The 12,465-nt window shown below is 73.8% G+C and carries 11 protein-coding genes; 7 read left to right on the forward strand and 4 right to left on the reverse strand.

The features are described from left to right. The first annotated feature begins 43 nt into the window (after positions 1-43). The 5 genes from OHA86_RS04710 to OHA86_RS04730 all read left to right on the forward strand — a co-directional run bounded on the left by OHA86_RS04710 (position 44) and on the right by OHA86_RS04730 (position 5,635). The gene (locus OHA86_RS04710) at positions 44-1,279 is read left to right on the forward strand and encodes an aminotransferase class I/II-fold pyridoxal phosphate-dependent enzyme (protein WP_329172746.1); all 1,236 of its coding nucleotides are present in this window, start codon (positions 44-46) and stop codon (positions 1,277-1,279) included. Positions 1,280-1,478: 199 nt separating this feature from the next. After that, complete coding sequence (locus OHA86_RS04715) at positions 1,479-2,063, forward strand: MaoC family dehydratase (RefSeq protein ID WP_443071965.1); 585 nt, start codon at positions 1,479-1,481, stop codon at positions 2,061-2,063. After that, the gene (locus tag OHA86_RS04720) at positions 2,060-3,409 is read left to right on the forward strand and encodes a peptide ligase PGM1-related protein (RefSeq protein WP_329172748.1); all 1,350 of its coding nucleotides are present in this window, start codon (positions 2,060-2,062) and stop codon (positions 3,407-3,409) included. The genes OHA86_RS04715 and OHA86_RS04720 overlap by 4 nt, the downstream gene beginning before the upstream one ends. Before the next feature lie 112 nt (positions 3,410-3,521). Continuing rightward, positions 3,522-4,664, forward strand: a complete 1,143-nt coding sequence (locus OHA86_RS04725; protein WP_329172750.1) for a glycine amidinotransferase — start codon at positions 3,522-3,524, stop codon at positions 4,662-4,664. Positions 4,665-4,699: 35 nt separating this feature from the next. Continuing rightward, the gene (locus OHA86_RS04730; RefSeq protein WP_329172753.1) at positions 4,700-5,635 is read left to right on the forward strand and encodes a quinone oxidoreductase family protein; all 936 of its coding nucleotides are present in this window, start codon (positions 4,700-4,702) and stop codon (positions 5,633-5,635) included. 192 nt (positions 5,636-5,827) lie between these two features. On the opposite strand, the gene OHA86_RS04735 is transcribed toward OHA86_RS04730, so the two are convergent. Further along, positions 5,828-7,093 (reverse strand): MFS transporter, encoded by a 1,266-nt coding sequence (locus OHA86_RS04735; protein WP_329172754.1) that lies wholly within the window; start codon positions 7,091-7,093, stop codon positions 5,828-5,830. A 202-nt stretch (positions 7,094-7,295) separates the two neighbouring features. Between OHA86_RS04735 and OHA86_RS04740 the strand changes: the two genes are divergently transcribed. Further along, complete coding sequence (locus OHA86_RS04740; protein WP_329172756.1) at positions 7,296-7,616, forward strand: hypothetical protein; 321 nt, start codon at positions 7,296-7,298, stop codon at positions 7,614-7,616. 35 nt (positions 7,617-7,651) lie between these two features. On the opposite strand, the gene OHA86_RS04745 is transcribed toward OHA86_RS04740, so the two are convergent. From OHA86_RS04745 to OHA86_RS04755, 3 genes are read right to left on the reverse strand one after another with little or no spacing between them, the layout of a single operon-like run. Then, entirely contained in the window at positions 7,652-8,437 is a 786-nt protein-coding gene (locus OHA86_RS04745) for a phosphatase PAP2 family protein (RefSeq protein ID WP_329172758.1), read from the reverse strand. A 1-nt stretch (position 8,438) separates the two neighbouring features. Continuing rightward, on the reverse strand, positions 8,439-9,395 hold the full coding sequence (locus OHA86_RS04750; RefSeq protein WP_329172759.1) for a YihY/virulence factor BrkB family protein: 957 nt from the start codon (positions 9,393-9,395) through the stop codon (positions 8,439-8,441). Next, entirely contained in the window at positions 9,396-11,228 is a 1,833-nt protein-coding gene (locus OHA86_RS04755) for a diacylglycerol kinase family protein (RefSeq protein ID WP_329172762.1), read from the reverse strand. Between the two features lie 327 nt (positions 11,229-11,555). Between OHA86_RS04755 and OHA86_RS04760 the strand changes: the two genes are divergently transcribed. Then, positions 11,556-12,383: a glycoside hydrolase domain-containing protein gene (locus OHA86_RS04760; RefSeq protein WP_329172764.1), complete on the forward strand. Its 828-nt coding sequence runs from the start codon at positions 11,556-11,558 to the stop codon at positions 12,381-12,383. Positions 12,384-12,465 lie beyond the last annotated feature (82 nt).

Here is a 12,465-nt window from a genome sequence, read left to right on the forward strand (position 1 = left end):
CCACCGGTGCATCCGCACACCCCTCGCCAGGGAGTTGTCCGACATGACGCAAAGTCCCCCGCTCGACATCACCGGCCCCCACCGGCACCGCAACAACGCCACGATGCTGGAGGTCGCCGACCCCGCGTGGCGCAAGGCAGCGGACGCCGGGCTCATCGGCATCCATGTCGACACCCCCGACGCCAACAACCGGCTCGTGGTCAAGGAGACCGGGCACGAGTTCGTCAACATGTGCTCGGTCGGCTACTTGGGGCTCAACCACCACCCGGCGGTCATCCAGGGCGCCATCGACGCCCTCCAGGAGGCGCAGGCCACCTGGCTGGTGGTCTCGACCACCCGGATCCGCCACAACCTCATGGTGCAGATGGAGGAGGAGCTGGGCGAGTTGTTCGGCGCGCACGTCCTGCCGGGCACCTCCTGCACCGCGCTGACCGCGGGCATCCTGCCGCTGATCGGCTCGGGCCACCTGGGCGGCGACGGGCAGCCGCGCGTCATGGTCTTCGACCGCTTCTGCCACTTCTGCATGTCGTACGTGAAGCCCGTGTGCGCCGAGGAGACCCTGGTCCTGACCTGCGACCACAACGACCTCGACCAGCTGGAGAAGATCTGCCGGCAGTACCCGCGGGTCGCGTACGTGGCCGACGGGGCGTACTCGATGGGCGGGGCGACGGCGCTGGCCGGCCTGAAGGAACTCCAGGACAGGTACGGGCTGTTCCTCTACATCGACGACTCGCACTCGCTGTCCCTGGTCGGCGAGCACGGCGAGGGGTTCGTCCGCTCGCAGCTGGAGATGAACGACCTGACGGTGATCGTCGCCAGCCTGGGCAAGGGCTTCGGCACCGGCGGCGGCATCGCGATGCTCGGCAGCCGCGCGATGTTCGAGTTCCTGCACCGGCACGCGGGACCGGTGGGATGGTCGCAGAACATGTCGCTGCCGCTGGTGGGCGCCTCACTGGCCAGCGCCGCGATCCACCGCTCGCCCGAACTGGGCGAACTCCAGCGCCGGCTGCACGCGAACATCGACCACTTCGACCGCGTCTATCCCACGCCCTTCGCGGGCAACGGACTTCCGGTCCGCCGGATCACCGTCGGCGAGGCGGACGACGCCGTCCGGCTGTCCGCCGAGCTGTACCAGCGGGGCTTCTACAGCTCCGCGGTCTTCTTCCCCATCGTCCCGCGCGGCGAGGCGGGGCTGCGCATCATGCTCCGCTCGGATCTGAGCACGGAGAAGATCGACGAGTTCGCGGACAGCGTCCGGGATGTGATGGCCGCCCTCTGAGCGGCCGGCCCGGTCCGCCGCACCCCATCCGACCCGCCGGCGCGATGCCCCTCCCGCGGCGGACGCCCGAACCCCGATCCGCCGAGCCGACTCCCCGTGAGAGGACGCGCACATGGACGACGTACGCACCACGGACGCCCCCGCCTCCGCCCCCGCCGCCCGGCCGCCCGATCCGGGCCCGGCCCGGCAGCAGCCGCCGCTGCTCACGGGCTACGAGCGGATCGGCGAGCAGCGCTACCGCGAGTCGGTGGGCTTCCACTACGAGGAGTTCACCGTGGGCGACGTCATCGAGCACCGCCCCGGCCGTACGGTCACCGAGACGGACAACGTGCTGATGAGCATGCTGGCCATGAACCTCTCCCCGCTGCACATCGACGCCGCCTACTGCGAGACGCTGCCGTGGGGCAAGCCGCTGGTCTCCAGCCTCGTGACGCTCAGCATCGTCGGCGGGATGACCGTGCGCAGCACCAGCGGCCGGGCGCTGGCCAACCTCGGCTGGGACCACATCCGGCTGCCCGCGCCGGTCTTCGCCGGCGACACCCTCTACGCGCAGAGCGAGATCCTCGCCAAACGGCTCTCGCGCAGCCGCCCGGGCGAGGGGATCGTGTCCTGCCGGACGACCGGGACGAAGTCCACCGGCGAGGTGGTGCTGGTCTACGAGCGCAGCTTCCTGGTGCCGTGCAGGGCCGGGGCGGGCGGCGCGGCAGCCGCGTACCCGGCCGTGCCCGACGCGCCGCCCGCCCCGCCGTCGCCGGCCGGGTCCGCACCGCGGGAGTCGGCGTGAGGACTCTGCTGATCGGCAACACGCGCACCGAGGAGATGGTCGGTGACCTCGCCGCGCTGTCCCCGCAGGCCCGCGAGGCCGCCGGATACGGTGCCCACCGCATGCTGTGGTGGGCGCGCGAAGGGGACGTGCTGGTCCTGCCGACCCTCCCCGACGAGGCGTTCGCCGACTACGTCGCCGCGCTGACCGGGACCCCGCGCGCCTCGGTCACCGTCCTGGCCCCGGCCCCCGGCCGGCTGGGCTCCGGGCTGCTGACGCCGGACCGGCTGGCGGACCCCGCGCTTGAGGAGGCGCTGCGCGGCGCGCTGCGCAAGGCCCAGGGCTCAGGACCGGCCGGCCTGCGGATCACGCCGGTCTACCCGGACGCCACCGTGGCCGACCTCGCCCGCCGCCTCGGCGCCGAGGCGGCGCTGCCCGGCTTCGCCTTCCACGCCCAAGGCGGCAGCGCGCTGGTCAACAGCAAGGCGGCCTTCCGCGCGGTGGCGGCCGGCGCGGGTGTGCCGATCGCGCCCGGCACGGTGGTCATCGACCCCGGCGAGGCGGCCCGCGCGATCCGCGCCCTCCTCGGCGGGGGCCACTGCGCCATCGCCAAGCAGGAGTTCAGCGGCGGCGGGCTGGGCAACGAGATCCTGGCGCCCGCTCCCGGCGTCGAGCCCGCGGGCGCCCCCCGCGCGGTGGTGCTGCCCGACGGCGCGGCGATCGACGCGTACGTGGCGGAGCGCTGGCCGTGGCTGACCGAGGGCGGCCGGCACCGGCTGGTGGTGGAGCGCTACTACGCCGGGGCGGTGCCGGTGTACGCGGAATTCGTGGTCGCCGACCACGCGGTCGAACTGACCGGCACCGGCGAGATGCTGATGGACCCGGTGGTCGTCGGCGAGATCGTACCGGCCTCGGCGAGGCTGACGGCCGACGCCACGGCCGAGTTGATCACGGTCGGCCGGCACCTGTGCGAGGCGTACCGGGCACTGGGCTACCGGGGCACGATCAGCGCCGACGCCTACCTCACCCCGCAGGGCGAGATCCGCTTCTGCGAGGCCAACGGCCGGATCACCGGCTCCACCCATCTGCACACCGTCATGGCCGAGCGCCTGGTGGGTCCGGCGGTGCGCCCGCGGCGGGTCCTGCTGGGCGGGGAGTGCGCCGCGCCGTCCTTCCCGGCCGCCGTCGCCGCGCTCGACGCGGCCGGGCTCGGCTTCGACCCCGCGACCGGCACCGGCGTGGTCCTCGTGAACGACTTCGGGCCGGCGGCGGGAGCCGTCATGTACTGCGTCATCGCCGAGGACGTCGCGGGCGCCCGGGAGCGGCAGCGGGAGACTGAGCCGCTGCTGGCGAAGGCCGCGGCCTGAACGCGCCCCACCGCACGGCCCGTTGCCCCGGGGCCGCCGCCGCGGGCGGCCCGGACGGCACCCCCCACCATGCCCCGCCCACCCGCAACCGACGCCGAGAGAAGGCCGAACCATGCTCCTGAACAGCTACGACAGTTGGTCCCCGCTGCGTGAGGTGGTCCTCGGATCCGCCGACAACTACACCTCGCACGAACGGGAGTTGTCCTTCGACATCTTCTTCCACGACGAGACGCCCTACAGCCGCATCTACTACCCCCGCCATGTCAGCCCCGGGGCGGGTCCGGCGAAGCGCTCCCCCATCAAGCAGCGGTATCTGGAGGAGCTGCGCGAGGACGTCGAGCAGATGGCCGACATCTTCGCCCAGCTGTCGATCACCGTCCACCGCCCGCTGTCGCTGGACGCGGCGACCGGCGAGGTCCGCACCCCCGCCTTCGCCGCCGCCGTCGTCCCGCCGCTCAACGTCCGCGACAACAGCATCGTGTTCGGCGACGAGATCATCGAGACGCCCCCGCTGGTGCGCTCGCGCTACTTCGAGACGCAGTTCCTCAAGCCGGTCTACGCCGAATACTTCCGGCGCGGCGGGCGCTGGACGGTGATGCCCCGCCCGATGATGACCGACGCCTCCTTCGACCTGTCCTACGTGGCCGAGGCGGGCAAGGCCGGCTCGCTCTTCGAGCCCATCTCCGACCCCCAGCCGTCCCCGTACGACACCGGGTTCGAGATGATGATCGACGGGGCGCAGTGCCTGCGGCTGGGCCGGGACGTGTTCGTCAACGTCTCCAACGCCAACCACGCGCTCGGCTGCGACTGGCTGGAACGGCACCTTGAGGGGCGCTTCCGGGTCCACCGGCTGCACCGGCTCGCCGACAGCCACATCGACAGCACCGTCCTGGCGCTGCGGCCCGGCCTGCTGCTGGTGCGCTCCCCCGAGGTCGCCGAACGGCTGCCGAAGGCGCTGCAGAGATGGGACATGATCTTCCCGCCCGAGCCGGAGGACAACAACTTCCCCGACTACGACGACGACGACCTCATCCTCACCAGCCGCTACATCGACCTCAATGTGCTGTCGGTGTCGCCGGACACCGTGATGGTCAACGCCGCCTGCCCGGAGCTGGCCCGCACCCTGGAGGGCCGCGGCTTCACCGTGGTCCCGGTACGCCACCGCCACCGCCGGCTGTTCGGCGGCGGCCTGCACTGCTTCACCCTCGACACGGTCCGCGAGGGTTCCGGGCCCGAGGACTACCTCGACGACTGAGCACGCCGCCTGTCAGCCGACGAAAGGAGAAGACGATGCGGGCCGTGGTATTACGGCGCTTCGGCGGGCCCGAGGAGCTGCGGCCCGCGGAGCTGCCGGAACCGGAGGCGGGCCAGGGCGAGTCGGTCATCGACGTCACCCTGGCCGGACTCAACTTCGCCGACCTGGAGATCCGCGAGGGCGTGTACGCGCCGCCGCGGCTCCCCGCCGTCCTCGGCGCCGACGTGGTCGGGCGGCGGCGCTCCGACGGGCGCCGGGTCGTCGCCCTGCTGCGCGCGGGCGGCGGCTACGCGCAGGTGGCCGTCGCGCGCGACGCGTACACGGTGGAGGTGCCGGCCGGTATCGACGACGCCCAGGCGGTGGGCCTGCTGGAGCAGGGGTGCACCGCCTACGGCGCCCTCGTCACCGCCGGGCGGCTGCGCCCGGGCGACAGCGTGGCGGTCGCCGCCGCGGCCGGGGGCGTGGGCCACCTCGCGGTGCAGTTGGCGCTCGCGCTCGGCGCCGGTCCGGTGGCGGCCGTCGCGTCGACCCCCGAGAAGCGGGCGTTCGTACGGTCGCTGGGCGCGCAGGTGGCGGTCGGCCGGGCCGAGGAGCTGGGCGAGGCGCTGCCGAACGGTGTCGACCTCTACCTCGACTCGGTCGGCGGCCGGGAGCTGCGGGCGGGCCTCGCCGCGGTGGCCCCTTTCGGCCGGCTGGTGTCGGTCGGCGCACGCGGCGGGTTGTCCGACACACTGGCCATGGACGATCTGACCGGCCGGTCCGTGGGGGTGCACGGCCTGTGGATGCAGCAGGTCCTGGCGGCCCCGCAGGTGTTCGCGCGCGCCTCGGGCATGCTGTTCACCCTGGCCAGGCGGGGACTGCTGACCGCCCGGATCGACCGCGTCGTACCGCTCTCCGGGGTGGGCGCGGCCCACGCGGCGATGGCGGCACGCGAGACGATGGGCAAGGTCCTGGTCGATGTGCGGGCCTGACGGGCGGTAGGGGCCGGCGACGGGTCCGCGCGGCCGACGGCCGGAACGGACCGGGCCGTACGGTCGCGGGCCGGGTGCGTACGGTCGCGGCCCGCGGGACCGCGCTGTGCGGTCGTACGGGCGCGGGCGCCGGGTGCGCACGGTCGCTGCGGGGTCGTACGGCTGCGGGCCGCCGGGGCGTACGGTCGCGCGTTACGCCGCCTGCTGGCCGACGGGTTCCGCCACGTGCGGGGGCGGCGCCGCGAGCCGGCGAAGTCCCGGTGTGGCGGCGCCGATCGACGTGACGGCGCCGATGCAGAGCAGGCCGCCGCCGACCAGGGCCGTCACGCCCGTCGTGGCGGCTGCCACGAGCCCGCCCGCCATGCTGCCGAGGTCGGGTCCCGCCTGCCCGACGATCTGCTCGGCGGCGGCGACCCGGCCGAGGAGTTCGTTCGGGGTGTTCAGCTGGACGATGGCGCCGCGGGACACCACCGAGACGGTGTCGGCCGCGCCTGCCAGCACCAGGCAGCCGAGTCCGGCCCAGGCCTGCGGCGAGAGCCCGAACAGCACGAGTGCGGCGCCCCAGGAGGCGGACCCGCCGAGCATCACCAGGCCGGGGCGCGGCAGCCGGGTGAAGGTCCCGGAGAAGACGGACGCGGCCACCCCGCCGACGGCTATCGCGGACAGGAAAAGGCCCAGGGTGCGCGGGTTGCCGCCGAAGCGCTCCTCGTTGATGAGCGGGAACAGGCTGATCGGCATCGACAGCACGGTGGTGGCCAGGTCGGAGAGCAGCGCCCCGCGGATGACCGGGGTGCGGGCCAGGAAGGCCAGGCCGTCCAGCACGCCGTTCAGCCCCGGCCGGGTGGCCTCGTCGCCGGCCCGCATCGACGGCAGGCCCAGCGCCCCGTAGATCGCCGCGGCGAAGGTGAGCGCGTCGACCAGGTAGCAGGCGCCGACGCCCGGACCGCCGAGGATCAGCCCGCCCATCGCCGGGCCGAGCAGCATGGCGCTCTGGAAGGAGATCCGGTTCAGCGCCAGCCCGGCGGAGAGCTGGTGCGCGGGGAGCAGCCGCGGGACGAAGGTGCGCGAGGCCGGGCCGCTGCCGGCCACGAAGCAGAACTGCACCGCGACCAGAAGCAGCACCGCGGCGGGGGGTAAGTGCCCGAAGAACCCCTGGAGGGCCAGGAGCAGCGCGCACGCGGCCTGCCCGCTGGTCGCGGCCAGGTAGAACCTCCGCCGGTCGACCCGGTCGATGAGCGTCCCGGCGAAGAGCCCGAGCACGGTCAGCGGAAGCGCCTGCGCCAGGCCGACGGCGCCGGTCCAGACCGTACTGCCCGTCATCTGCCAGACCTGGTACATCACGGCGACGAGCGACATCTGGCTGCCGAACCCGGAGAGCGCCTGGCCGGCCCACAGCCGCCGGAAGGCCGGTGAGGACCGCAGCGGGGCGACGTCGAGCAGCGCGTGCCTCATGCCCATCCGGGGTCCTCCGTCGGCTTTTCCGGTGTCCGGCCCTGAACATCTCCTGCCAACGGCCGCCCTGCGCTGCCCCTGCCGCCCTCGGAGTATGCCGGGCCCCGGGCGCCCCCGCCTAGACCGAAAGGCGCCCGTCACGAAGGGCCGAAACCGGGGCCGCTGAACCGGCTGGTCGCGGACGCGGTCCGTGCGCAAGTCTGGGCGTATGCCTCGACGTCTCATGTTCGTGCAGTTGAAGACCGGTTACGACACCGACCGCGGCCCCTCCTGGACCGGGTGGGTGGACTTCTCGAAGACCTGGAGCACCGCGTACGTCCGGGGAAGGACACTGCGGCGGTCAGGGGGGATGTCCGACGCGAACTTCCACGACGTCGGGACCGGCGAGGTGTTCTGGGTCTCAGGACCGAAGCGGGACCGCACCGACACCCGCTACGGGCCGTCCAGCCCTGGCATCGACCCGGAAGCCGTCAGGGCCTACCGCGCCTTCCTCGACGGCGCGCCCCTGCCGGGCCGGCAGAACGGCTGACCGGCGGGAGGCGGGCCGCGCTCGGCGAGCCGGCGTCAGGAGCGGTGCGGGTGGGGCGGTTCCGGGTCCGGGCGGTCGAGTTCCGGTTCCAGGCCGTCCCCGACCGGGGCGGGGCGGCGGCCGGCGTCGACCCGCCACACCTCGAAGGCCCAGGTCGTCGCGGACACCACCGCCAGGCCCAGCAGCCACCCGCCGATCACGTCGCTGCACCAGTGGACGCCGAGGGCCACCCGGGTGAAGCCGACACCCACCACGGCCAGCGCCGCCACGAGCCAGCACAGCCGGTGCGCGGCACGCGGCACGAACGGGAGCAGGACCAGCAGGAAGATCGCGAAGGACGTGGTGGCGGTCATGGCGTGCCCCGAGGGGAACGAGTAACCGGGCGCGTGTGCCACCGGGTCGGACAGGGCGGGGCGGGCCCGTTCGACGATCGCCTTGACCAGCACGCCGGTCAGCGCCCCGGCGCCGGCGGTCACCGCCGACCAGGCCGCCAGCCGCCAGGCCCTGCGGTGCAGCAGCCAGAGGGTGAGCAGGGCCACCGCGGTACGCAGGGTGCCGGGGCTGAGGATCCAGTTCGACACGAAGGAGAGTGCCCGCGTCCACTCGTGGTGGCGGACGGCGATGTGGTGCAGCCGGTCGGCCGCGCCGGTGTCGATGTCCCGCAGCGGCGTCCAGTGCGCCTCGACCAGGACGAGCAGGAGTCCGAAGAGCACCGCCGCCGCCGCGGCGCCGGCGGCCGAACCCAGCAGGTGGGCGCCGTACGAGCGGTCGGCCCTGCGGGTGCGGTCGCCGATGGACTCGGGTGCGTTGTGCGTCACCATGTCAGGCTCCCGGATCGGACGTGACCGGCCCGGGCCGCAGTGCGCGGGCCGCTTCCAGCTGGGCCGCGAACGACAGCCCGAAGAACAGCGCTATCGAGGTCAGATAGGACCACAGCAGCAGCGACATGAACGCGCTCAGCGGCCCGTAGACGGTGTCGAAGGAACCGCTCAGCCGCAGGTAGAGGGCCAGCAGCGCGGTCAGCACGGCCCACAGGACGAGGGAGACCGCCGCCCCGAAGCCCAGCCAGGTGTAGCCGGGCTGCGGACGGCGCGGGGCGCGGCGGAAGATCACGCTCCCGGAGGCCAGCGCGAGCAGCAGCCCGGCGGGCCAGCGTACGACCTTCCAGACGTCCAGGGTGGTCCCGCCGCCCAGGTGGTAGACCGACACCACGGCGGACGCGAGGTCGTCCCCGGCGACCATGATCACCGTGGCCAGGCCCAGCGGCGTACCGGCCGTCAGCGCCATCACCAGGCCGCGGGTGTACTTCTGGCGGAAGGGCCGGTCGCGTTCGATCCCGTAGATCCGGTTCGCCCCGCGCTCGATCTGGCACATGCCCGTCGTGAGATTGACCCAGGAGAAGACCAGGCCGAACCACAGGGCGAACTGGGCACCGTCGCCCGCGTGCCGCCGGCTGCGTTCGAGGGCGTCTTCGACGACGTGCTCGCTCGGCCCCGCGGCCAGCTTGCGGATGGTCAGCTCGGCGATCTGTCCCACGCTCTCGCCGTGCACCGCCGTCGACAGCCCCACGAAGGCGATGGCCAGCGGGATCACCGCCAGCACGATCTGCAGGGCCAGCGCCCGCGCGTGGCTGAATCCGTCGGCGTACCGGAACCGTATGAAGGCGTCGCGCAGCAGCGTCCAGCTGCCGTAGCGGCGCAGGGCCGCCATCGCCTCGTCGGCCGACAGCTCGTCCTCGGACATGTCACGGGTCTGCGGGACCCGTGTCGCGGTACCCATTCATCCCTCCTGCTGGCGGAGTCCGGGGACCCCGGACCGCTCGGGGACCCCGGGGGCCTCGCGGCGGCCGGGGATCCTGGGGGCCCCGGCGCGCCCGGAGACCTCGGAGACCTCGGGCAGGAGGACGCTCAGCGCGCCCGGCACCACCCGCGCGGACAGCTGCCGTCCGGCGGCCACCGGGTCGCCGTCGATCTCGCGCGGCTGCCGGGTGCGCAGGACGAGATCGACCCGCCGGCACGCGTGGGTCTCCACACCGCCCGCGCCCGTGCGCCGGGAGGAGCCGCGCAGGACGTACGCGGCGGCGCCCAGCCAGCCGCCGAGGCCGCGCGGATCCAGCAGCACGACATGGAGCAGGCCGTCGTCGGGGCGGGCGTCCGGGGCGAGCGACGCGTTTCCTTGCAGCCGCCCCACGTTGGCGATCACCACCATGCGCGCGGTGCGCCGTACCGGCTCGCCGCCGTCCAGCCGCAGCGTCATCGCCGTACGGGGGACGCGCAGGGCGCGCACCGATCCCAGGGCGTAGGCGGGCCAGCCCAGGGCCGACTTCGCGCGGTCCGGGGTCCGTTCCATCAGGGCGGCGTCCAGGCCCGCGCCGGACATGGCGCAGAAGAGGGTCGGCGGCAGGTCGTCGCCCTCGATCCGGCCGAGGTCCACCGGCCGGGCCGTCCCGCCGAGGGCGGCGTCCAGCGCCCGGACCGGATCGAGCGGCAGGCCGAGGTTGCGGGCCAGCAGATTGCCCGTGCCGTGCGGGGCCACGGCCAGCGGCACGCCGGTGCCGGCCAGGGCCTCGGCGACCGCGCGGACCGTGCCGTCGCCGCCGCAGACGACCACCAGGGCGGCGCCGTCCGCCACGGCCCGCGCCGCCGGGCCGCCGCCGGGGTCCTCCACGGTGGTCTCCACGAACCGCGGTGCGGTGTGGCCGTACCGTTCCAGTACCAGCCTGATCCGGTCGCGGTCGGAGCCGCCGGTGGAGACGGGGTTGACGATCACGACGGTCGGGCCGGGCGCCGGCTCGGCGCTCTCGCCCGCCTCGGCCACGGCGAGGTCCACCGCGTTGCGCGGCAGCGGGGCAGGGGCGGGATCAGCGAACAGGACCGTCCGGCCGACGATCAGCAGCGACAGCGCGCCGTTGAGCATGCCGCCGGCCACGTCCGTCGGGTGGTGCATGCCCCGGTACATCCGGCAGGTGCCCACCGCGAACGGCAGCAGCACCAGGAGCACCGCCACCGCGATCCGCCAGGGGCGGCTCAGCCGCCGTGTCCGGGTGAGTATGAGAATGGCGAGCCCGCCGTAGAGGGCGGTGGCCGCCCCGGTGTGGCCCGAGGTGTAGCTCGACGTCGGGGGTGAGTCGTCGAGCCGGTGCACCGCCGGCCGGTGGCGGTCCACCGCGGAGGTGATCGCCAGGAACACCAGGGCCTGGAGCGACACGCTCACCGCGAGGAAGACCGCCTCGCGCCACCTCGGCAGGACGGGCGCGAACACCATGGCCGCGCAGACCACCAGGGTGATCGCGATGATCGTCAGGGTGTTGCCGGCCTCGGAACCCCAGGAGGTGACGGTGTCGAAGGTCCCCGTGCGGACGTGCACGAACCCCTCGTTGACGCGGTCCTCCACCGTGAAGGGCCACACGTGCCGGGCGGGGCCGGTGATGAGCAGCCCGAAGCCGATCAGCAGCGCGGCCTGGCAGATGGTCAGCGCCGTGATGCGGCCGACGGCCGTGGCGGTGCCGGTGGTCAGGACGGGGAGGCGTCCGCCGGGCGACGCGGTGCCGGGTCCTCGGCTCGGACTCCGGCCGGAGCCCGGGGCGGTTCGGCCCGGAAGTGCGGTTGGCATGGGTTCCCCCCTGTTGGACGAGTGCGCCGGAGCGGCGGCGTACGCGGAGGCCGGTTTGTGCCTCTCCGAGCCGCTACCCGCCATCGGCCCGTGCAGGCCGAGCAGAAATCCCGGCGTCGGGACCGGCGGTCGGCCGCGGCGGTTCGGCGCAAGCGCGGGGACGGGCGCGACCGCGGTCTCGCGGGCACGTCGGCGCCCTGGGCGGCGCCCGGGACCCTGGCGGCGGCGCGGCGCTGCGAACCCTCTACGATCAGGGCGTTCGGCGTGGCCGAGCCGTGAGGGGAGCGTCGGCCGCCGGGTGCCGCCGACGCAATGAGGGTGGGGATCGTGGCCAAGCATCGTTTGTCCAAAAGGGGCCGGTACATCGCCTGGGCCACGGCGGGATCCGTAGTCGCCGCGGGGGGCGTCGTCATGGCGCAGACGTCGATGGCCGCGACCACGTGGCCCGCGCAGAAGACCTTCACCGGCCGCGCCTTCGACGCCTGCGCGGCACCCTCGCTGAACGCGATGAAGGCGTGGAAGTCCGACGCCTATTACGGAGCCGCCGCCGTTTATGTCGGCGGAAAGAACCGCGGCTGCGCGCAGGCCAACCTCACCGCGTCCTGGGTGAAGTCGGTCAACGCCGCGGGCTGGAAGCTCATACCGATCTACGTCGGCGCCCAGCCGCCCTGCCAGACCGGCTCCAGCCCGGAGAAGCTCACCGCCGCCACGGCCGCCGCGCTCGGCGCGAGCGACGCCAAGGACGCGGTCGCCAAGTCCGCGGCGCTCGGGATGAAGGCCGGCTCGGCGATCTACCTCGACATGGAGCCGTACGCCATCACGAACACCTCGTGCAACACCGCCGTGCTGACCTACGTGCGCTCCTTCACCAAGACGCTGCGCGCCAAGGTCTACCGCGCCGGCTACTACGGCTTCGCCACCTCCAGTGCCAAGGCGATCGCCACCGCGGCGGACAGGACCGACCTGCCCGGCAACCTCTGGTACGCGCTGTGGGACGGCAAGGCCACCACGACGGACTGGCCCTGGGACCCCAAGCTGTTCACCGGCCACAGCCGCGGGCACCAGTACACCGCCAACAGCAAGGAGACCCGCAAGGGCTACACCATCACGGTGGACCGCGACGCCTGGGACGGGCCGGTCGCCATCGTCGGCTGAGGCCGAAGGTCCGGCGCTCCTGGCGCCGGCACGGACGAGGTCGCCGGCCCGGGCAGGGTCAGCACGGCCTGAGCGGCGCGGT

Origin of the sequence: Streptomyces sp. NBC_01477, from assembly GCF_036227245.1 — a bacterium.
Taxonomy (GTDB): Bacteria; Actinomycetota; Actinomycetes; order Streptomycetales; family Streptomycetaceae; genus Actinacidiphila.